Genomic DNA, 21675 nt, shown 5'->3' on the forward strand with positions numbered 1-21675 from the left:
GCGCCGGGGCTCACCGCCGATCACCGTGCCTCCGCCCAAGATCCGTCCCGCGCCATGTCCCGCAGGACGTTCCGCCGGATCTTCCCTGTCGGCGTGCGGGGCAGCTCGGCCAGACCGATCACCCCGCGCGGACGCTTGAAGGAGGCAAGTCCCTCACGGCACCAGGCCACCAGCGCGTCCGCGTCGACCTCGCGTCCCGGCCTCGGCACGACGCACGCGACCGGCTTGTCCAGCCCGTCCGCGTCCGGTACACCCACCACGGCGACCTCCGCCACGTCCGGGTGAGCGAGCAGCCGCTCCTCCACCTCGGCGGGCGACACCCAGATCCCGCCCGCCTTCAGCAGGTCGTTGGTGCGGCCCATGCAGGTGTAGGTGCCGTCGGCGTTGCGGACGTAGGTGTCGCCGGTACGTACCCAGTCGCCGAGGAAGACCTGACGGCTGGTCGCGGCCCGGCACCAGTAGCCGGTGGCGGCGGACTCGCCCCGGACGTACAGCTCACCTGGTGTGCCCTCGCCCTCCACCAACTGACCCTCGGCATCGCGCAGTTCCACGGCATACCCCGGAACAGGCGTGCCGGAGGAGCCCGGACGGACCCGGCCGGTGCGGTTGGACACGAAGATGTGCAGCATCTCGGTGGACCCGATGCCGTCGAGCACCTCGACGCCGTACCGCCGAAGCATCCCCTCGTACATGCGCGCGGGCAGTGCCTCGCCCGCCGACACACCGAGCCGGACCGTCCCGAACGCGTCGTCCGGGATGTCGGCGCCCGCCAGCAGCGGTCCGAAGAAGCTCGGGGTGCCGAACAGGATCGTGGCCCGGTCCCCGGCGGCCCGTTTCGCGAACAGCGCGGGAGACGGCCTGGACGGTTCCAGCAGTGCCGTCGCGCCCGCGGCCAGGGGGAAGAAGAGCGAATTGCCGATGCCGTAGGCGAAGAAGAGCTTGGCCACCGAGAGACAGCGGTCCTCGGGGCCGATGCCCAGGACTCGCTGCCCGTAGTTCTCGGCGACGCACTTGATGTTGATGTGCCGGTGCATGGCGGCCTTGGGCTTGCCCGTGGTGCCCGAGGTGTAGAGCCACAGGGCGGGGGAGTCCGGCCAGGTGGCGTACGGTCCGTCGTCCGCGTCCGCCGCCGACAGTTGCCGCCAGGTGTGACCCCGCACGTGCGGCGGCAGTCCCGAACTGTCGTCCCCGGTGAGGACGGTGTGCCTGACCTCCGGCGCCTGCCGGAGTGCCGCGCGGACGACCGGGGCGAACTCCGCGGAGCCCAGCAGGACCCGGCAGCGCGAGTCGGCGATCAGCTGGCCGAGTTCCGCCCCGGTGAGCATGGTCGAGGCGGGCACGGCGACGGCGCCGATGTGGAAGGCCGCGAGGACGGCGGTGAACAGTTCGACGTCGTCCACCATGCACATCAGGACGCGTTCCTCTGGCCGGACACCGAGGGCGCGCAGCCCGGCGGCCACCCTGCGGACCTCGCGGGACAGTTCCTCGTACGTCAGCGAACGGGTCGGAGTGACGAGCGCGGTGCGGGCGCCGCCGCCCTCCCGCAGATGGCGGTCGACCAGGTAGTCCGTCGCGTTGAACACCTCAGGCATCCCGCTCACCTCACACCAGGCGGACGTACTCGTAGTCGAACGGCTTGCCGTTGATCCCGTTGACCGGCGGCGCGACCCAATGGGCGATCCTGCCGCGGTCGTACACCGGTTGCATCAAGGACCGTACGAACGCGAGGTCTTCGGCGGTCGGGAGCCAGTGCGGGCGGCTTGCCTCCCAGGTCGCCTCGTCGACGATCGTGCCGTCGGGAGTGACGTGGTGGCCGGCGGCGAGGCCGACGTTCCGGTTGAAGCCGGGGTGGGGCAGCCTCAGGCGGAAGTCGATGCCGTGCTCGGCGAGGATGCGGTTCCAGCGCTTGAGGCCTGTCTCGCAGTCCGCGATGTACTCGTCGCGCAGATCCAGGTTGAGCGCGAGCAGGGTGGGGACCTCGTCGACGGCCCAGGTGCCGTCCCGGGTGGGCTTGTCCAGAAGACAGCCGTCGTCGGTGAGCCTGTGGTCGTCCTTGCGGCGCTCCTCCTGCCAGCGACCCTTGAGCCCGGCGGTGTAGTAGTTGGCCGCGTTGGTCGAGGTCTCGCTGCCGAAAAGGTCCAGCGACACCGTGTAGTGGAAGTTGATGTACTTCTGGATGATGTCGAGCGGTATGCCGCCGCACGCGGCGATGTCGAGGGTGTCGTGCTCGCGGATGAGGTCGGCGCTGCGGGTCACCACCCGGTCGACACCGGTGGTACCGACCATCATGTGGTGGGCCTCCTCCTTCAGCATGAAGGAGCAGGTGCGCGACAGCGGGTCGAACGCGCTCTCCTTGAGCGAGCCGAGCTGGTACTTGCCGTCCCGGTCGGTGAAGTACGTGAACATGTAGAAGGCGAGCCAGTCGGCGGTCTCCTCGTTGAACGCGCCCAGGATGCGCGGCGAGTCGGGGCTGCCGGAGTTGCGGAAGAGCAGTGCCTCGGCCTCGTCACGGCCTTCGCGCCCGAAGTAGGCGTGCAGCAGATAGACCATCGCCCAGAGATGGCGGCCCTCCTCGACGTTGACCTGGAAGAGGTTGCGCAGGTCGTACAGGCTGGGCGCGGTCAGTCCGAGCAGCCGCTGCTGTTCCACCGACGCGGGCTCGGTGTCGCCCTGGACGACGATCAGCCGTTGCAGGTCGGCGCGGTACTCGCCGGGTATCTGCTGCCAGACCGGTTCGCCCTGGTGCTCACCGAAGGCGATCCGGCGGTCGGGGGTGGGCTCGGCGAGGAAGATGCCCCAGCGGTAGTCGGGCACGTCGACATGGTCGAAGTGGGCCCAGCCGTCCCGCCCGACCGACACCGCCGTGCGGAGGTAGACACCGTGGTTCTCCAGCGTCGGACCCATCTCGCCCCACCAGTCGAGGAACTTGGGCTGCCAGCCCTCCAGCGCGCGCTGGAGCCTGCGGTCGTCGGCCAGCGCGACGTTGTTGGGGATCCGGGCGTCGTAGTCGATGTTCGTGGGCATCGAGGTCACACTCGCTTCCGGTCGTAGACCGCCTTCCGCCCGGTGCCGTAACGGCGCAGCGCGCCCTCGGGGCCGGAGGCGTTCGGGCGGGTGAAGATCCAGTTCTGCCAGGCGGTGAGCCGTCCGAAGATCTTCGTTTCGAGGGTCTCCGGGCCGACGAAGCGGTGGTTGGCCTCCATGCCGGTGAGCGCGTCCGGGCTGAGCGCGGCCCGGTTCTCCAGGACGATCCGGACCTCGTCCTCCCAGTCGATGTCGTCGGGCGCGTCGGTGACCAGGCCGAGTTCGCGCGCCTGGGCCGCGCCGAGCGGACGGCCGGACTCGCGCCGCAGCCAGTCGAGATGGTCGTCCCGCCGGTAGAAGCGGGACTGGAGGCGGGTGAGGCCGTTGCCCATGGGGAAGGAGCCGAAGTTCCCCTCGGAGAGCGTGAGACGCGCACGCTCGTCGCTGTCCGGGTTCTCGATCGGCGGGCCGTCCAGCATGTACTGGAGGTCGCAGGCCAGGGCGAGTTCCAGCAGCGGCCCGGCGAAGCAACTGCCCGGCTCGATCAGCGCGACGAGGCTGCGGCTGGTGACGTCGAGCCGCTTCAGGGTGCGCTTGTAGTAGTGCAGGATCTCGCCCGCGAGCCAGTCGCCCTCGGCGACGGCACCGAGCAGGGCCCGCTCGTGGGCCAGTACGAGTTCCGGGTCGCCCTCGGTCCGTACGGTCCAGGTACCCAACTCGTTCTCATTCGTCCGCAGGCGCAGGATCAGGTCGTCGAGTTCACGGGTGAGGGCCAACAGCCAGCCGTCGGCGCCCTGTTCGTGGAAGGAGCCGGGCGCGTCCCCGTCGGGTCCTCGTACGGTGACGCGGACCAGCCCCAGCGGACGGTCGTATGCGGCTCGGACATGGCGGTAGACGAGGCCGTCATCGGCGGACTCGCGCTCCAGTGGGGGCAGTTCGATCCCCTGGACGCTCACGGGGCGCGGGTGGTCGCGGGCGGCCTCCAGCGCGCGCCGCTCCACGGTCGTACGGAAGTCCCGGCGCGGGACGACCTCGTCGACCAGCCGCCAGTCCACCGCCGTCTTGCCCTTGACGCCGTCGCTGCGGGTGGCGAACAGGTCGGCCAGGTCCTTGCGCACGCCTCGCTTGTCGGTGACCCGGGTCAGCCCGCCGGTGCCCGGCAGCACACCGAGTAGCGGCACCTCGGGCAGCGCCACCGTCGAGGAGTTGTCGTCGATCAGGAGGATCCGGTCGCAGGCCAGCGCCAGTTCGTAACCACCGCCCGCGCAGGAGCCGTTGACGGCGGCGATGAAGGTCAGACCGGAGTGCTCGGACGCGTCCTCCATGCTGTTGCGGGTCTCGTTGGTGAACTTGCAGAAGTTCACCTTCCAGTCGTGCGAGGAGGCGGCCAGCATCCGGATGTTGGCCCCGGCGCAGAAGACCTTCTCCTTGGCGCTGGTCACGATCACCGACCGGACCTCGGGATGCTCGAACCGCAGGCGCTGAAGGGCGTCGTAGAGCTCGATGTCCACGCCCAGGTCGTAGGAGTTGAGCTTCAGCTCGTAACCGGGGACCAGTCCGCCCCGCTCGTCGACATCCATCTCCAGCCAGGCGACCGGACCGTCCGTCCGGAGCTTCCAGTGCCGGTACCGGTCCGGACTCCGGTCGAAGGACACCATCACCATGACGAGCGCCTCCTCGCGCTTGCACGGATATCGATTGATGAATCTTCTACATCGATTCCGGTGTGCGTCAAGGTTGTGTAGAATATCAATCGCGGGTGTGCGGCGCCCCTGCACGCTCTTGTCAGCGCGAGGTGTCGGGTGAGAGTGACTCGATCCATGAGGTGAGGTCGGCGGACACGACCTCGAAGTGTGCGGGCCTCAGATCGCCCAGACCGGAAGCCAGTACGGCGGAGTCCGTACCGTCGGCGGGCACCAGGAACCCGCGGCCACCGCTGTCGTCGCCGATGAGGAGGAAACCGGGCGCGTACCGCGCGACTTCGTAGGTGGCGTTGCGTTCGCCGACGCAAGCCGCCGAGTACACGCAGACACCGGAGTCGGTGAGCAGACCGTCTCGCACGCGCCACAGGGCCACCAGGGAAGCGGGAACCCTTAGTTCGGTCTCGGCCACTGCGTACCTCTCCGCCTACGACATCGCCATCCCGGCGAGCACTGGGACGGGCACCGTACCGTGCCGGGAGCCGCTGCGGTCGGCCGCCCGGTTCAAGCCATGACGTCGGTGTTGTCGGGCGACTCCTCGCCTTCCAGGTGCCAGTGCAGGTTGCGTACCCCAGACTCCAGTGACAGGCGGGCGATGACGGGTTCCAGGCTCTGGGCGACGTCGCCGGTGAAGGTCACCGTGGCGCGCAGGCTGGCGTATTCGCCGTGGTCGCGGCGGGCGCGCAGCCCGGTGGGGGTGAGGCCGTTGGTGGCCAGGGACTGGAGGAGGAGCGCGCGCATATGGGTCTCCGCGCGGTGCTCGTAGGCGACGTGGACGGTGGCGCGCAGCGCCGCGTCGGGGTCGCTGCCGGCGGCCGGGGCCCGGTTCAGGAGGCGGGCGACCGGGCGCAGCGCGAGGTTCACGGTGAGGATGGCCGCGGTACCGAGCACGGCGAACAGGAGCTGACCGCCCGCGGCCAGCAGACCGAGGGCGGCCGAGCACCACAGGGTGGCGGCCGTGTTCAGTCCGCGTACGCCCGCTCCGTCACGGAGGATCACCCCGCCGCCGAGGAAGCCGATGCCGGACACGACGTAGGACGCCACTCTGGTGGGGCTGTTGGCGTCGCCGACGGCCACGCTGTAGAGCACGAACAGCGTGGCGCCGGTGGCGACGAGGGCGTTGGTGCGCAACCCCGCTGTGCGGGCCCGCCACTGCCGTTCGACGCCGATGAGCGCACCGCACCCCACCCCTGTCGCCAGCCGGAGCAGGAATTCCAAGGTGGTGAGGTGCTGCACGGGGTGCCCTTCTGATCGGTGGCCGGGGACAGGGACGGGGGTGGGCTAGGTCGGCAGCGTCCAGGAATGGAGGTGTTCCCAGGTCATCGTGTGCCACCAGCCGGGTGCCCAGTCGGGACTGTGGAAGCGGTACGCGCTGACGGTGCGTGCGGTGAAGACGGGGCTCGGGGCGACGGGGAGCGCGTCGATGAACTCCGCGACCTCGTCGGTCAGTTCGGGCCGTGGGTACAGGTCGTGCGAGGCCAGGGAGAGGTGCGGGCGGTAGGTGTCCGGTGCGAAGCGGTGGGGGTAGGGGTCGTCGGGGTTCTGGAGCGGGGCGAGGGCGGTGCAGACGGTGGCCGCGAGGTCGGTCAGCCGCTGGTGGCACGCCTTGGCCGGGTCCGTGCGCAGGCCGTAGGCGATCGTGAGACCGACACGGATCAGAGTGGCGGGGTTGTGGACGTCGAACGCGGTCGTCCCCGCGTTGCCCAGGGCGGCCGAGACATGGTCGACGACGGCTCGGTCCGCGCCCGCGGTGTCGCGGCCCCCGATGACGATGTGTCCGGCGAGAGTGGCGTGGGGAGGGAAGGCACCGGCCGAGACGAAGCCGTACTGCTGTCGTACGGCGGTGGTGATGGTGGTGACGGCGAGACTGGTGGCCGCGTCCGGGCGGAGGAAGACGCCGTAGCGGTAGCCGCGGTGGCCGGAGTGCTCGTCGGCGAGGGGGTGGTGGGTCACTGGCCGGCCTGCTTCCGGTACTGGGCGATGTCGTTGTCGGCGGCGGTCTGCGCGTTCTTCAGCGCGGTGTCCAGCGGGGTGCGGCCGGAGAACGCGCTCTGGAGGGCGCTGACCACGTCGGTCCGGATCTGCGGCAGCGCCCCGGTGAGGCAGCCGGCGGTGGCCGGGACGGCGGGGGTGCCGTCGAGCTGGGTGACGGCGGTCTTCACGATCGGGTTCTTCGTGAGGAAGGACTTCCAGGAACTGTCGGTGTCCACCTTGCGGTTGATCGGCAGGTAGCCGGTCTTCTCGGCGAACTCCCGCTGCGCCGAGGCGGAGGTGAGGAAGCCGATCAGCTGCCAGGAGGCGACCTGTTCGGCGCTGCTGTGGCCGGGCCCGTTGACCCACAGGGCGGCGCCGCCGATGACCGGGCCCGCCGAGGCCTTCGGCGCGGACAGCGGGTAGGGATGGGCGGTGACCGTGAAGTCGGCGCCCGAGGTGACGGTGTCGGCCGCTCCGCTGCTGCCGAAGATCATGGCGACCTTGCCGGCCTGGAACGCCTTGACCGCGTCGGCGCCCGCGGTCCCGGTGTCGAGCGCGGCACCGCTGGTGTAGAGGTCGGCGACCGTCTTGATGGCCGCCTTCTGGGCGGGGGCGGTGAGGGTGAGGGCGGTGGTGCCCTTGCCGCCGCGCCCGTTGCCGGGAGTGCAGTAGGTCTGCCCCGCGGCGGCGGTCAGTTGCTCGGTCCACCAGCCGTCGAAGGGCTGGTCGAGACCCTTCACTCCGGGCAGTTTCGCGTGCACGGTGCGGGCGGCTGCGGCGACCTCGGCCAGGGTGTTCAACGGGGTGTCGGCGGGCAGTCCCGCCTTGCGCAGCAGCGCTGTGTTGACGTAGAGGAGCGGGGTGGACGTGTTGAAGGGGACGGCGAGCAGCTTGCCGTCGGCGCTGTAGTAGCCGGCGGCGGCCGGGCGGAGCGAACTCGTGTCCACGGTGCCGGGGTTGGCCTTGTTCAGGGCGGTCGCGCTGACGGTCTGCCCGGCGTCCGCGAGGTAGCCGGTGCTGACGTCGTAGGAGAGCAGCACGCTGGGCGTGCTCTTGTCCCGTACGGCGGCGGTGTACTTGGCCAGCGCGTCCGCGTAGCTGCCCTGGTAGACGGCGGTGGCCTTGATCCTGCCCTTGTGCGCCGCGTTGAACCGGGCGAGCAGGTCGTCCAGCGCCGCCGCCGAGTTGGTGTCCAGGCCGTGCCAGAGGGTGACGGTCACCTCGCCCTTGTGGTCGGCGAGGGCTTTGGGACCGGGGGCGGTGGCGGCGGCCGAGGTGGAGCCGGTGGCGGACGAGCCGCAGCCGGTGAGGACGGTGAGGGCCAGGGCCGCGCAGGCCGCGGTCAGGGTCGCGGACGTCGTTTTCTTCATGGCTGTGCTCCGGGAAGAGGCAAGGGAGAAGGAGAGGGAAAGAAGGAGAAGGCGAAGGCGAAGGTGAGCGCGGTAGCAGTGGTCAGCGGTGGCTGCCCGCCGCGAGGCTGCGGACCAGGAAGCGCTGGCCGGCGGTGACGAGGATCAGGGTGGGGAGCAGGACGAGCACGAGACCGGCGTAGAGGACCGCGGGGCTGGTGGACTCGGCGCTGGTGAGCTGGGCGATCCCGACCTGGACGGTGCGGCGGTCGGGCGAGTCGGTGATCAGGAGGGGCCAGAGGTAGCCGTTCCAGGCGCTGAGCGCGCTCCACAGGGCCGCGGCCGTCACCTGCGGGCGGGCCATGGGCAGGATCACGAGGAACAGACAGCGCAGGTCGCCGCAGCCGTCCAGCCGGGCGGCCTCCCACACCTCGCGCGGCAGGGACACGAAGGCCTGGCGCAGCAGGAAGACCGGGTATCCGGCGGCCAGGAAGGGCAGCACGATGCCGGGCAGGGTGTCGCGCAGTCCCAGGTCGCTGGTGAGCGTGTAGTTGGGGATGACCAGACTCTCGCTGGGGATCGCGAGGGTCCCGACGATCAGCGCGAACGCCAGGGCGCGGCCTCGCCAGCGGGGGAAGACCAGGGCGTAGGCGGCGAACGCGGAGGTGAGCAGCTGTGCCGAGGTCTGAAGGAGGACGACCGCCGAGCTGACGGCGTACTGCCGGCCGAGCGGCACGCTGTGCAGCGCGGTGCGGAAGTTGTCCAGGGTGAGCCGGTGGGGCAGCAGTACGCCGCGTGCGACGTCCTGCGCGGGCAGGAAGGCGCTGATCACGCTGACGTAGGCGGGGAAGCCGACGACCAGGGCGAGAGCCAGCAGCCAGAGCCAGCGGACCGTGGTGCGTGCGTCGCGGACGGCTGCGGGGCGAGGGAGGGCGGTCGTCATGAGGTGGTCACCTTGCGGTTCCAGGAGGCGAACTGGACGGCGGTGACCAGCGCCACCAGGACGACGAGCACGACGGCGACGGCGGACGACCGGCCGTAGTCGGGCAGTCCGGCCCCGAAGGCGCGCCGGTACAGCTCGTAGACGAGGGTCGTCGTCGAACCGGACGGGCCGCCGCGGGTGAGGACCTGGACCTGGGTGAAGATCTGGAGGCCGCTCACGGTCTGCGTCACGGCCAGGAAGAACAGGCTCGGCGAGACCAGCGGCACGATCACCGCGCGGACCAGCCGGAGGCCGCCGGCGCCGTCGAGTTCGGCGGCTTCCAGGACTTCCTGGGGCAGGCCCTTCAGGGCGGCGAGCAGGACGAGGAAGGCGAAGCCGAACTCGTACCAGGCGGTGGTGACCGCGACGCACACCAGCGCCAGGGCCGGTGACTGGAGCCAGCCCGGCCCGGACACCCCGAACCAGCCCAGCACCTGGTTCAGGGTGCCGACGGAGGGTGCGAAGAGACCGGCGAAGCAGGTGGCGGCGGTCGCCGCCGAATAGGCGAACGGCACCGACAGGACCGTCCGGAACACCCCGTCGCCGGGAATCCTGCGGCGCAGCGGCAGCGCGGCGGCCAGCGCACCGGCCAGGGCGAGGACGGTACTGCCGACGGTGAGCAGCAGCGTGGTCACCAGGACCCGGCGGCTGGCCGGATCGGTGATCAGCTCCCGGTAGTTGTCCCATCCCACGAAGGCGGTGGGGTTACCGAGGAGGTCGGTGCCCCGGAAGCTGAGCCCGACGGTGGCCAGAAGTGGCCGGTAGAGGAAGACGAGCAGCAGCACGGCGGCTGGTGCCAGCAGCCAGGGACCCAGCCCGAAGGCTCGTCGTTTGCGCTGCTCACGAAGATAGGGAACGTTCCCGAACATGGGGCGGAGAATAGGCACGGCTGAAATGAACGGGCAAGAGGTGACACGGGAATATCTCCTGAACGTCGCTAAACCGGCAGGCACGCGGGCGGCGCGACGACGAATAACCGCCACTCCGAGGAGGGCGGTTGTCCGGGGACGATCAGTGGTTCGGCGCCGGTGATTCCGGGCGGCGGTTCAGGGTCAGCCGTGGAGCGGCGGCGCGGTGGTGCGGCCGGCGATCAGTGTGCCGCGCAGGCGGAGGTGCGGGGCGTCCCCGTCGACGGGCCGCTCCCGGTCCAGGACCAGGTCGACGGCCCGGCGGCCGATCTCCGGCACCGGCTGGCGCAGCGTCGTCAGCCCGAGCACCGGCGTCGCCAGCGGCGCGACCCCGTCGAACCCGGTCAGCGACACATCACCGGGCACACTGAGCCCCTGCTGCTGCAAGGTCTCCATCGCCTTGAGCAGCGCGTGGTCGGACGGGCACATGACCGCGGTCACCGACTCGGCCGCGTCCCGCGCCAGCAGTGTGTGGACCGCGCGCGGCACGCTGTCCGCGTGCTCGTCCAGTTCCACCACGACCGGCTCCGCGCCCGCCGCGCGCAACTCCTGGATCATCGCGGTGCCCCGCTCGTACTGCGTGATCGACAGCCGCAGCGGGACCAGGAGAACCGCCACCCGCCGGTGGCCGAGGCCGGTCAGATGGGCCGCCAGCTGGGCCGCGCCGTCCTGCTCGTCGCAGTAGACGCTGCCGAGTTCCGGGTCCAGTTCCGGCCGTCCGGCGACCACGGTGGGCACCTGCTGGACGAACGGGGTGATGTCGGCCGCGGCCAGCAGACCGCTGCACACCACCAGCCCCTCGACGCGCAGCGACAGCAGTGTGCGCAACGCCAGCCGTTCCTGGGTGAGTTCGAAGGCTCCGGTGCCCGTCGTCGCGACGACCCGGTAGCCCCGCTCGGCGGCCCGTTCCTCCAGCGCGGCCTGGAGGTGGCCGTAGAACGGGTTGGTGACGTTGCGCACCAGTACCCCGATGGTGTGGGTGCGCTGGGCGACCAGGCCCTGGGCCATGGCGTTCTTGACGTATCCGAGGCGTTCGGCGACCTCCGCGACGCGGCGCCTGGTGTCCTCGTTGACCCCGCCCTGGTCCAGCAGTGCCCTGGAGACGACCGACTTCGACACCCCTGCCTCGCGGGCGATGTCGATGATCGTCGGTGCTTTGGCCTGCCTGTTCCCGGTCACCGCGCAAGTATCACACCGGGGCCGGGAGCCTGAGGAGACCGATCCCCTCCTCGATGTCGATCTCCGTGCCGAAGGGCGCGGAGAGCCGTCCCAGCCGCTGGAGGATACGGTCGGCGGCCGGCGGGTCGGCGAGGCGCGGGATGCCCCGGTCGGCGTCGCGCGGGCCGTCCCAGTGGAGTTCGACGGGGTGCAGTTCTACGGCGCGCAGGGCGCCGCGGCTGTCGTGGCGGCTGAGCGCGATGACGGACTCGTACCAGATCCGCTCGCCGAAGACGCCGTGGACGCGTTTGCGTTCGAGGAACTCGGCCTCCGTCTCGTCGGGCCGGGCGGGGTCCTTGTCGTAGGCGCCCGGGGTGAGCGGCTGCTGGGTGTTCTCCATGAAGAAGAAGTTGCCGAGGGAGTAGAAGATCGGGCGGCCCCGGTGGATCTCGATGCCGCGGAGCTGGTGCGGGCCGTGGCCGATGAAGGCGTCGGCGCCGTGGTCGATGGCCTCGCGGGCGAGGACGGGGAGGAAGTCGGGCGGTTCCTGGCTGTAGTTGCCCGGTTCGTGGGTGTGCATGGTCGCGATCGTGAAGTCGGAGGTCTGCTTGGCCTGCCGGACCGAACGCAGCACCTCGGCGCGGTCCGACGCGTGGACGGTGAAGCGGAACTCGACGTCGTCGGTGTGCGGGCCGGGGCCGGACTTGGCGGTGTAGCGGGTGCCGAAGAGCGTGACGGTGTCGTCGCGACGGTCCGCCTCCAGGACGGAGGCGCGGACCGAGCCGGGCGGCAACGCGTCCCGGATCAGGGCGAGTTCACGCAGCCGGACGGCCGGGACGGCGACGTGGCGGGTGGCGCGCAGGGCGTTGACGCCGGGGCGGCCCGGAACCCGGCCCAGGGGGTCGGCCGCGCGGGACATGGCCTCGAAGCGGGAGGCCACGGAGACCAGCGAGACCCGGCCGGCCGGGGTGGTGAGGAAACGGGGGGCGCGGGCGTCGGCGAGGGTGTCGCCGGTGCCCGCGTGCACGATGCCCGCCTCGGTGAGCAGCCGGTCGGTGGCTCGCATGCCGGCCACGCCCCAGTCGGTGGTGTGGTTGTTGGCCCGCGCCACCATGTCGAAGCCGATCCGGCGCAGGTCGGCGGGGACCCGCGGGGTGCTGATCAGCCACGAGCCGCCGGACTCGGCCTCCGGCCAGCCGCCGAAGGACGCCGGGTCGACGGCCGTGCTCTCGAAGTTGCCGAAGGCCACGTCGGCGGCGCGCAGCAGTTCCAGCATGCGGGGCGAGCGGGCCTCAAGGAGCGGGGCGAGCGCGTCGTCGAGGACCAGGTCGCCGACCGCGGCCAGCGTGAAGCCGTCACGGACACCCGCGTCCCGCCAGGTGGGGGAGAGCGTTCCGTCATGCATACGGGGTGCCTTTCCGGCCGAGGACCGGCAGCGTCAGCCACGAACTGCCGTCCACATGGACCCGGTTGGTGGCGACGACCTTGCGCCGCTCGCCGACCTCGTTGCCTCCGGTGTTGGAATTGACGTCGAAGCGGGGGAAATTGCTGGAGCTGACATCGAGCCGGACCCGGTGCCCGGCGAGGAACAGGTTCGCGATGTCCGGAGCCTCCACCGTGATCTCGTACGGCTCTCCCGGCACCATCGGCTCGGGATCGCTGAAGGAGTTCCGGTAGCGGCAGCGCAGGATGCCGTCGGTGAGGTTCATCGCGAACCCCTGCGGATAGTCCTCGCTCGGCGGGTGCACGTCGACGAGCTTGATCGTGAAGTCGGTGTCCGGGGCGCTCGACGACACCGTCAGACGCACGCTGATCGGCCCGGCGACCGCCAGGTCCTCGGTGAGCGGCGGTGTCTGGAAGACGAGGACGTCGGGCCTGCTGTCGAGCGGCAGATGGGGTTCGCTCGCGCCGAAGAACCGCGCGTCCGGGTGCTGGTGGAAGGCACCCCCGCTCATCACCGGTTCACCGGAGGTGACTTGACCGCCGAGGGTCGGCACCGGGTCGCGGGGATCGAAGTCGTACTCCAGGAACGGCACGGGGTCCTGCGGCGCCCGCTCGGACAGGGTGCCCGCCGCGCCCAGCGCCAGGGTGCGGATGCCGGTGTCCTCCGGAGGCCAGGACCCTGCGGTGTACCAGCGGCCACCGTGGTCGAGCCGGCCCTCGGCGGTACGCCGTCCGGAGCCGCCGCCCATGAGGAAGTACCGTACGGCAGGCGGCGGTTCGGCCATGCCCTGCGGGGCGAGGTGGGCGTCGAGCCAACTCAGCCGCATCGCCGCGTAGTTCTCGGCCAGGCTGCCGTCCAGCCGGGCGGCGGGCCCGAAGTCGACGTCCCCGGCGAAGGAGTCGCTGCGCCTGCCGTGCGTCCACGGACCGAGGACCAGATAGGCGGGGCTGTCCTTCTTGCGGCCCAGCTCACGGAAGTTCTCCGTGGCCGTACGGACGTAGGGGTCGTACCAGCTCGACATGTGCAGGCTGGGCACGTCCGGGAACGCGTCGTAGTAGCCGCGGGCGTAGATGCCCGGCTGCTGCCAGTACGGGCCGAAGGAGCCGTTCTCCCACTGCTCCAGCAGGTAGTCCTCGTACTCCGGCACGAACCGCAGCGGGCTCGCCCCGCGCCGCCACGGCATGCGCGTGAACCAGGCCGCCAGATCCTCCGAGTCGAGGGTGGCCCGCAGGGCCGGGTCGGCCCGTACGGTCTCGCTCACCTTCGCCCGGTGGAACGCCCAGGTCGCCTGCTTGAGTTCGAAGGCCCCGCCCATCCGGGTCCCCGCCTCGTACGCGCTGGCGAATCCGCCGGAGTCGAGGAACATCGCCGCCAGGTGCGGGGCGCCGAGGGAGGCGAGGGCGGCCTGGGCGTGCGCCGAGTAGGAGACGCCCATGGTCGCCACCCGGCCGTCGCACCACGGCTGTTCGGCGAGCCACTCGACGGTGTCGTACCCGTCGGTCGCCTCGTTGAGGTACTTCACGAAGGTGCCCTCGGAGTCGCCGCGGCCCCGGCAGTCCTGCCGTACGACCCGGTAGCCGCCCCGGGTGAAGACCTCGGCCGCGGTCTCGGGGGCGGGCGGGTTCTCCCCGCCGAGCGCGCCGTCGGAGCCGCGCGCCTCGCGGCGGCCGTACGGGGTGCGCTCCAGGACCACCGGGCCCGGTCCGGGATCGGGGCGGTCCGCGTAGACGTCGGCGATCAGCAGGACACCGTCCCTGGCCGGCACCCGCAGCACCTGCCGCCAGCAGGACCGGCCGCCGGGAAGCGACACCCGCTGCCAGGCCTCCTCGGTGGGCGGCATCACTTGGCCCCGGGGAACTGGGACTTCAACGCGGGCCAAGCGGCGAGGAGTTCGGGCTCCGGCTGGGTGTCGAAGTACTTGCGGTACAGCTTGGCGTAGGTGCCGTCCGCGACCATGGCGCCGATCTCCTTGTCCACGGCCTTGAGGAAGGCGGTGTGGTTCTTGGGCACGGCCATCGAGGTCGGGTGGTCGATCGGGGCGGACACCGCCTCGCGCAGTCCCTTGTACTGCTTCACGAACTCCGTCGCGTCCGGTCCACCCACCAGGAACGCGTCGATACTGCCGTTGAGCAACTGGCTCACCGCGGCGTTCTGGGTCTGGAAACGGACCGGCGAGGCCTTCGGGATCCGGGTGGGCAGCTGGGCCTCCTGGGAGGAGCCGGTCACCACGCCGACGCGCTTTCCGTTGAAGCCGTCGAAGGTCGAGATCTTGCTCTTGTCGGTGGTCAGGACGACGACCGTGCTCCAGAACAGCGGTTTGGTGAAGTCGACGCTCTTCGCCCGCTCCTCGGTGACACCGAGACCGGAGGAGGCCAGGTCGTACTGGCCGGCCGTCAGACCGGACAGGGAACCGGTGACCGACGTGGACTTGTAGTCGACCTTGAGGTCCAGCCGCTTCGCGACCTCGTCCGTCACGTCCACGATGAAGCCGGTGGGCTCGCCGGAGTCCTCGGCGTACGCGAACGGCGGCTGGCCGGTCTGGGTGGCGGAGCGGATGGTGCCGGGCGAGATGAGGCCGTACGGGTTGGCCTTGCCGCTCTCCCCGCTGCCGCAGCCGGTCAGGACGAGACCGGTGAGGGCGACGGAAGTGACCAGCAGTGAGCGGCGGGATCTCAGGAGATAGCGGGAGGAAAGGGGTGTGGCGGGCATGGCGAACTCCTAGCAGGAGAAAGGGAGAAGGGAAGAAAGAGGGAAATGGAACGGGAAAGGGATGTGCGGGTGGGAGGCCCGATATCCGAGGAGTCGAAGGGGTCGGCGTCAGAGAACGCGCGCGAGGAACTCCCGCAGTCGGCCCGTCTCCGGGTGCTCCAGCGTCTGCCGGGCCGGGCCCGACTCGGCGACGCGGCCGTCGTCCATGAAGACCACCCGGTCCGCGACCTCGCGGGCGAAGCCGATCTCGTGAGTGACGGCGATCATCGTCATGCCGGACCCGGCGAGCAGCCGCATGACGTCGAGGACGTCCTTGACCAGTTCGGGGTCCAGCGCGGAGGTGGCCTCGTCGAAGAGCATCACCTCGGGTTCCATCGCCAGCGCCCTGGCGATCGCCACGCGCTGCTGCTGGCCGCCGGACAACTGGCTCGGCCGGGAGTGGGCGAGGCCCGCGAGACCCAGCCGCTCCAGCTGGGACATGCCCTTTTCCTCGGCGGCGGCACGGTCCAGCTTCAGGACCTTGCGCGGGGCCACGGTCACGTTGTCCAGCACGCTCAGGTGCGGGAACAGGTTGAAGTGCTGGAAGACCATGCCCACCCGGGTGCGGACCGCGTCGACGTCCACACCGGGCCCGGTGATCAGATCACCGCCCAGGCGGATCTCGCCCGCCGTCGGCGGTTCCAGCAGGTTCACACACTTCAGCAGGGTCGACTTCCCGGACCCGGATCTGCCGATGACGCACACGGTCTCACCCACGGCGACATCGAGGTCCACACCGCGGAGCACCTCCACGTCGCCGTAGCTCTTGTGCAGGGCGCGCACGCCCACCGCCGTCCCGGTCGCCCGGGTGCGGGAGTTCTGCTCGGAGAGGGTGTCGGACATCGCTCAGACCTCCAGCGGGGACGGGACGGCGGGCGCGGTGGGCGCGGGCTTCTTCGGTTTCCGGGCGCCGCCACCGCCGCGCAGGCGCAGGTCCAGCCGGTTCACCAGGTACGTGAGCGGGATCGTGAGCATCAGATAGCAGACCCCGGCGGCCACCAGCGCCGAGGAGTTGTACGTCGCGGCCTGGCGCTCCTGCGCGATGAAGTACAGCTCGCGCTGCCCGACCCCCAGGCCGAGCAGGTACACCAGCGCGCTCTCCTTGATGTCGATGATGAACTGGCCCGCCAGCGCGGGCAGTACGTTCCGAACGCCCTGCGGGACGACTATCACCCGCATCGCCGTCAGATACGGCATGCCGAGGCTGCGCGCCGCGCTCAACTGCCCGGCCGGCACGGCCTGGATGCCGGACCGGAAGATCTCCGCCAGATAGGCCGCCGAGATGAGACCGATGGCGAGGACCGCGTAGCCCAGCGGTTCCCGCCCGAACGGCCGGATGCCGGCGGCGGGCAGGCCCAGGCCGACCAGACTGACGGTCACGATCGCGGGCAGACCCCGGAAGACATCGACGTAGAGCCGGGCGGGCAGTCGCACGAAGCGGCGGTGCGACAGCAGCAGCATCGCGAGCAGTACGCCCAGCGCGACCCCCATGACGATCGCCAGCGAGGCGATCAGCAGGGTGTTGCGCAGGCCCTCGGTCAGCAGGACGGGGAACGCCTTGAACAGTTCGTCGGGGTCGAAGAACGTTTGCAGAAACAGGTGCATCGGCCGGAGCCTCTCGCTGCTCGGAGCGGAATTGGACGCAGCCTAGGTCTGCCGGTCGGCCATGGCGCCGATGCTTACCGCGAGCGCGGTAAGCATCGGCTGTACCCTGCGGAACATGGCGGTGATCATCACCTTGCAGGGAGTCGTCCCGGCCGACATCGCGGTGGGGCTCTCACCGCTGGCCGAGCTGATGGCGTGCCTGCACTCCGTCGCCGAGCCCGAGCACCACCTCGACGTACGCCCCTGGCTGGAACACGTCAGCACGGCCCTGTCCGAGGAGACCAGAAGCCTGCTCGCGGTCTACGCGCCGCTGTGGAACCGGCGGCGCTGCCGGGCGCTGCTGCCACTGGAGTTGCCGCTGGGGCGAACACTGGAGCAGGAACTCGCGCGGTTGGAGGCGCTGCCGCTCGACGAGTTCGTGACCGTGGTCGCGCCCGGTGTCCACGGCGGCTTCTTCGACACCGGGGACCTGCTCACCGACGAGAGCGTGCGCGGTGCCTACGTGCTGTCGTGCGAGCGGCGCTCCTTCAGCCGGGGCGAGCTGGCCCGCCGGCTGGTGGAGACACCGGAGCAGGTGAGGGCCGGGCTGCTGGACCTGCTGCGGCGCTGCGCCGCCGAGTTCTTCGACGCCGAGTGGGCCCGGGTGCGGCACCGGCTGGAGAGCGAGTGCGCCCGCGTACGGGCCCGTATCCAGGCGCTGCCGCTGCCCGAGGCACTGGCCTCCCTCAGTCCGAACGCCACCGTCGGCCGCAATCCGCCAGCCGTCGTCTTCGACAAGTTGCAGTCGCTCCGAGCCGACCCGCGCGGCCGGCGCTGTCTGCTGGTGCCGTCCGTGCACGCGCGCCCGCACCTGATCGTCAAGGACGACACGTCGTACCCGGTCGTCGTGCACTTCCCCGTCGAGGGCGCGGGCCTCGCGGAACGGGCCACCCTGGCACAGGTACGGCTCCGGCTGGCGATCCTCGCCGAGCCCGCGCGGCTGGAACTCTGCCGGCACCTCGTGAACGAACCGATCACGACGTCGGACCTGGCCGCCCGCACCGGCATGACGGCACCGCAGGTCTCCCGGCACCTCGGACGGCTGCGGGAGGTGGGCCTGCTGACCTCCCGCAGGGACGGCCGCCTCGTCTACCACCGTCTCGACACGGACTGCCTCATGCGCCTGGGGGTCGACGTGCTGACCTCGATCATCCGCTGAACCTCGGCGAGCCTCTCGGCAAGGGCGCGCGGCGGTGACCTGCCCGGCCCCGGAACGGGCCGTTCCGGATGCCTTGTTCACCGTTCGCCGCGGCAGCTCTTCATGACCGATCTTGCGAAACGGATCGCCGTTCCGTATTGTTTCCGGAACAAGGTTCCGTTTCATTGGTCATGGCAGACCGCCAGACCACCAGACCACCAGACCACTAGACCGCCGGACCGGCACGCCTGCGGCCCATCGCTGCCCTGGGCCTGCTCCGACTCCGGCTCCGTATGAGAAACGGTCCCGTCCGACCCGTGCCCGCGGCGCCGCCCGCAGGGCCCACCGAACCCGAGCGTGCGCACGCGCGCACCGAACGGAAGGCACCTCCATGTCCGAATCCAAGACCGCGAACGCGCGACAGACCGCGGGCATACCCGCCACGGTGGTGTCCGCCCGGCCGGTCGTCCTGCCCGCCCCGGGCCGCGGCGACGACCTCCAGGTCCGGGTGTCCGCCCCTGCCACCGGCACCGGCCTGCCCGTCGTCGTCTTCTCGCACGGCTTCGGCTGGTCGATGGACGGCTACGCCCCGCTGGCCGAGCACTGGGCCGCCCACGGCTTCGTGGTCGTCCAGCCCACGCACCTCGACTCCAGGACCCTGGGTGTCCCCGCCGAGGACCCCCGCACCCCGCGGATCTGGCGCCTGCGCATCGAGGACCTCACCCGCGTCCTGGACGGACTCGACATCCTGGAAGCCTCCGTGCCGGGCCTGGCCGGGCGCCTGGACCGGGACCGCGTCGCCGTGGCCGGCCACTCCTGGGGAGCCCAGTCGGCGAGCACGCTGCTGGGCGCACGGGTCCTCGACGCCGACGGCGAGCCGGGGGAGGACATGTCCGACCCCCGGGTCAAGGCGGGAGTACTGCTGGCCCTGACCGGCCTGGGCGACGACCTGGTGCCGTTCGCCGTCGAGCACTTCCCCTTCATGCGGCCGTCCTTCGACACCATGACCGCGCCGGCGCTCATCGTCGCCGGGGACAAGGACCAGTCCCACCTGTCCACCCGTGGACCGGACTGGTTCACCGACCCCTACACCTACAGCCCCGGCAACAAGAGCCTGCTCACGTTGTTCGACGCCGAGCACTCCCTCGGCGGCATCCCCGGTTACGAGGTCGCCGAGACGACCGACGCCAGCCCCGCACGCGTCGCCCTGATCCAGCAACTCACCACGGCCTACCTGCGTGGCGCCCTGTACGGCGACGCCACCGCCTGGAAGGAGGCGGTCACGGCACTGGAGGAGGACCCCGACCCGCTCGGCACGCTCCAGAGCAAGTAGCGCGCCCGGTCCGTCATTTCCCGCCTCCCGGATTCGGCCGGGCGGCGGCCCGCACAGCAGAAAGGAACCCGCCCTCATGAGCGCGTCCACCATCGACCCGCCCGCTCCCGTTCTGTCGTACAGCCCGGTGGTCCTGTCCGTGCCCGGACGGCCCGTCGACCTCCAGGTGCGCGTCACGGCGCCCGCGACCGGGACCGGCCTGCTCGTGATCCTCCTCTCCCACGGCCACGGCCCCTCCAACAACCTCTCCTCCCTGAACGGCTACGGACCGATCGCCAACCTCTGGGCGGCCCTCGGCTTCGTCGTCGTCCAGCCCACCCACCTCAACTCCAGGACCCTGGGCCACGTGCTGGCCGATGCCCCGGGCGCCCCCTTCTTCTGGCGCTCGCGGGCCGAGGACATGACGTACATCCTCGACCGGCTCGACGCGCTGGAGCAGGCCGTGCCACTGCTCGGCGGTCGGATCGACCACGACAGGGTCGCCGTCGCCGGACACTCCCTCGGCGGCTTCACCGCGAGCCAGCTGCTGGGCGCCCGGATCACCGACCCCGACACCGGGCAGGAGGCGAACCTCGTCGAGCCCCGCATCAACGCGGGCGTGCTGCTCGCCGCGCCGGGCCGGGGCGGCGAGGCCCTGACCGGTTTCATGGCCGAGAAGACGCCGTTCTTCCGGACCACGGACTTCTCCACGATGACCACACCCGCACTGGTCGTCGCGGGCGACAAGGACGACTCCCGGCACTTCACCGACATGGGCCCGGCCTGGCACGCCGACCCCTACACCCTCGCCCCCGGCCCCAAGACCCTGCTCACCCTGTTCGGCGCGGAACACGGACTCGGTGGGATCGCCGGGTACGACGCCGCCGAGACCACCGACGAGGACCCCGGCCTGGTCGCGGCAGTCGCCCGGCTCACCGCGGCCTACCTCCACAGTCGGCTCCACCCCGGCGACACCGCGTGGCAGACGGCCTGCGAGGCCCTGACAGCCGGAACCGACCCGGTCGGACGCGTCGAGACCAAGTAGCGCGTCCGCCGCCTGACCGGCCTTCGTGGGTAGCCGTCGCCGTCGCCGGTGACCTGGCACCTGGGCCGCACGGCGTGATGAACTCACGGATCCGCGATCCGGACCACACCATCGCCCCGCACAGGGCCGGACGGCACCCGCGCCGACTCCCATACGGCCCCTGTGTGGACCCCGCCGGGCGCAGGAGTCTGGCAGCGGAAGCGGGACGTGGCCGACGGCCCTGACGGCGTGCGGTCCCTGTCCCGGACAGAGTCTGTGCAGAGGGGAGGGGCCGTCATGCGCGGTCCGGTCGTCGTGGGAGTGGACGGTTCACCGTCGAGTCTGGTCGCGGTGGAGACCGCGGCACGGACCGCCGAACGCCAGGGTGTGGAACTGCAACTCGTCCACGCCGTCGACTGGCCCGCCGGACCGCCGAAGGACGGCGCGGGGGCCTGGGGTCTGAGGCCGGAGCGAGACCACACCGGCTCCAACGGAGCGTTGGCCGAGGCCGAACGACGGGCCCGCCGGGCCGCGCCCAGGGTCGATGTCAGGTGCGAGGTCCTCATGGGCGAGCCCGCGCAGGTACTTGAGTCCGAGTCGTGGGACGCCGGACTGACTGTTGTCGGTCATCAGCCGATGGGGACCGGCGGACATCCTCACCGTTCCGTCGCCGGGCAGCTGCTCGCGCGCGGTCCTCGACCGGTGCTGGTGGTCTGCGGCAGGAAAGAACCCGCGGGACCGGTCGTACTGGTCGGCGGCGAATCCACCGCCGCCCGGCAAGCGGCCGAGTTCGCGTTCGCCGAGGCCGAGGCACGCGGGGTGCCGCTGCTGCTGCTCGACACACGCAGGATCTGGCAGCGGCGTTCGCACTCGCTGCCGGCCTCGCTCCTGATCCGGCTGCGGGAACGCCACCCCGAGGTGGCAGTGCGCCGACAGGTCGTGAAGGGCCGGATCCAGCGGTCGTTGATCAGGCTGAGTGCCGACGCTCAGCTCGTCGTGGCCGGCTCGCGCGGCCGAGGTGGCGCGTCCGGTCCCCTCGACCCGGCGGTACTCCGGGACATGGCGTGCCCGGTCGCCGTCGTCCGTTCGGGCCGGCGATGAGTTCTGCCGGGCACAGGCGCCCGGCCCACAGCGGGTCCCGTACGGCCCTGCCGAAAGGGGCCGTACGGCGCCCGGCCGGGTTCTGACGGTCCCTGCCCCCGGCGCCCGCGCGGAACGAGCATCTTGCACGGAGCCACAGCGGGATGTCGCTCGACAGAGCGCGGCAGAG

General features: G+C 71.1%; 19 protein-coding genes. 4 read left to right on the forward strand and 15 right to left on the reverse strand.

Annotation, left to right across the window (positions count from 1 at the left end):
• Positions 1-20: 20 nt before the first annotated feature.
• The 15 genes from ACIQPR_RS33440 to ACIQPR_RS33510 all read right to left on the reverse strand — a co-directional run bounded on the left by ACIQPR_RS33440 (position 21) and on the right by ACIQPR_RS33510 (position 16892).
• Positions 21-1592 carry a benzoate-CoA ligase family protein gene (locus tag ACIQPR_RS33440; RefSeq protein ID WP_403655879.1) on the reverse strand — a complete coding sequence of 524 codons (1572 nt, stop codon included), beginning with the start codon at positions 1590-1592 and terminating at the stop codon, positions 21-23.
• A 10-nt stretch (positions 1593-1602) separates the two neighbouring features.
• Positions 1603-3024: a benzoyl-CoA 2,3-epoxidase subunit BoxB gene (gene boxB / locus ACIQPR_RS33445; RefSeq protein ID WP_403655881.1), complete on the reverse strand. Its 1422-nt coding sequence runs from the start codon at positions 3022-3024 to the stop codon at positions 1603-1605.
• 5 nt (positions 3025-3029) lie between these two features.
• On the reverse strand, positions 3030-4688 hold the full coding sequence (gene boxC, locus ACIQPR_RS33450) for a 2,3-epoxybenzoyl-CoA dihydrolase (protein ID WP_403655883.1): 1659 nt from the start codon (positions 4686-4688) through the stop codon (positions 3030-3032).
• 121 nt (positions 4689-4809) lie between these two features.
• A complete protein-coding gene (locus tag ACIQPR_RS33455; protein WP_403655885.1) occupies positions 4810-5136 on the reverse strand; it encodes a hypothetical protein in 327 nt (108 codons plus the stop codon).
• A gap of 92 nt (positions 5137-5228) precedes the next feature.
• Positions 5229-5960, reverse strand: a complete 732-nt coding sequence (locus ACIQPR_RS33460; protein WP_403655887.1) for an MgtC/SapB family protein — start codon at positions 5958-5960, stop codon at positions 5229-5231.
• A gap of 45 nt (positions 5961-6005) precedes the next feature.
• Positions 6006-6677 carry a hypothetical protein gene (locus ACIQPR_RS33465; protein ID WP_403655889.1) on the reverse strand — a complete coding sequence of 224 codons (672 nt, stop codon included), beginning with the start codon at positions 6675-6677 and terminating at the stop codon, positions 6006-6008.
• A complete protein-coding gene (locus ACIQPR_RS33470) occupies positions 6674-8068 on the reverse strand; it encodes an ABC transporter substrate-binding protein (RefSeq protein WP_403655891.1) in 1395 nt (464 codons plus the stop codon). Before ACIQPR_RS33470 ends, ACIQPR_RS33465 begins: the two co-directional genes overlap by 4 nt.
• A gap of 82 nt (positions 8069-8150) precedes the next feature.
• Positions 8151-8990, reverse strand: coding sequence for a carbohydrate ABC transporter permease (locus tag ACIQPR_RS33475; RefSeq protein ID WP_403655893.1), 840 nt, complete (start codon positions 8988-8990; stop codon positions 8151-8153).
• A complete protein-coding gene (locus ACIQPR_RS33480; protein WP_403655895.1) occupies positions 8987-9898 on the reverse strand; it encodes a carbohydrate ABC transporter permease in 912 nt (303 codons plus the stop codon). Before ACIQPR_RS33480 ends, ACIQPR_RS33475 begins: the two co-directional genes overlap by 4 nt.
• 183 nt (positions 9899-10081) lie before the next feature.
• On the reverse strand, positions 10082-11116 hold the full coding sequence (locus tag ACIQPR_RS33485) for a LacI family DNA-binding transcriptional regulator (protein ID WP_403655897.1): 1035 nt from the start codon (positions 11114-11116) through the stop codon (positions 10082-10084).
• Between the two features lie 10 nt (positions 11117-11126).
• Positions 11127-12500 (reverse strand): CapA family protein, encoded by a 1374-nt coding sequence (locus tag ACIQPR_RS33490; protein ID WP_403655899.1) that lies wholly within the window; start codon positions 12498-12500, stop codon positions 11127-11129.
• Positions 12493-14379 (reverse strand): CocE/NonD family hydrolase, encoded by a 1887-nt coding sequence (locus ACIQPR_RS33495; RefSeq protein ID WP_403655901.1) that lies wholly within the window; start codon positions 14377-14379, stop codon positions 12493-12495. The genes ACIQPR_RS33490 and ACIQPR_RS33495 overlap by 8 nt, the downstream gene beginning before the upstream one ends.
• Complete coding sequence (locus tag ACIQPR_RS33500; protein WP_403655903.1) at positions 14379-15248, reverse strand: substrate-binding periplasmic protein; 870 nt, start codon at positions 15246-15248, stop codon at positions 14379-14381. The genes ACIQPR_RS33495 and ACIQPR_RS33500 overlap by 1 nt, the downstream gene beginning before the upstream one ends.
• A gap of 108 nt (positions 15249-15356) precedes the next feature.
• Complete coding sequence (locus ACIQPR_RS33505) at positions 15357-16130, reverse strand: amino acid ABC transporter ATP-binding protein (protein WP_403655905.1); 774 nt, start codon at positions 16128-16130, stop codon at positions 15357-15359.
• 3 nt (positions 16131-16133) lie between these two features.
• On the reverse strand, positions 16134-16892 hold the full coding sequence (locus ACIQPR_RS33510) for an amino acid ABC transporter permease (protein WP_403655907.1): 759 nt from the start codon (positions 16890-16892) through the stop codon (positions 16134-16136).
• Between the two features lie 115 nt (positions 16893-17007).
• Between ACIQPR_RS33510 and ACIQPR_RS33515 the strand changes: the two genes are divergently transcribed.
• The 4 genes from ACIQPR_RS33515 (at position 17008) to ACIQPR_RS33530 (ending at position 21506) form a co-directional block, all read left to right on the forward strand.
• Entirely contained in the window at positions 17008-18090 is a 1083-nt protein-coding gene (locus tag ACIQPR_RS33515; protein WP_403655909.1) for a DUF5937 family protein, read from the forward strand.
• Positions 18091-18460: 370 nt separating this feature from the next.
• Positions 18461-19402, forward strand: a complete 942-nt coding sequence (locus ACIQPR_RS33520; protein WP_403655911.1) for an alpha/beta hydrolase family protein — start codon at positions 18461-18463, stop codon at positions 19400-19402.
• A 76-nt stretch (positions 19403-19478) separates the two neighbouring features.
• Positions 19479-20426, forward strand: coding sequence for an alpha/beta hydrolase family protein (locus ACIQPR_RS33525; RefSeq protein ID WP_403655913.1), 948 nt, complete (start codon positions 19479-19481; stop codon positions 20424-20426).
• A gap of 276 nt (positions 20427-20702) precedes the next feature.
• Positions 20703-21506: a universal stress protein gene (locus ACIQPR_RS33530; RefSeq protein WP_403655915.1), complete on the forward strand. Its 804-nt coding sequence runs from the start codon at positions 20703-20705 to the stop codon at positions 21504-21506.
• Positions 21507-21675: the final 169 nt, after the last annotated feature.

This window comes from Streptomyces sp. NPDC091280 (assembly GCF_044768565.1).
Taxonomy (GTDB): Bacteria; Actinomycetota; Actinomycetes; order Streptomycetales; family Streptomycetaceae; genus Streptomyces.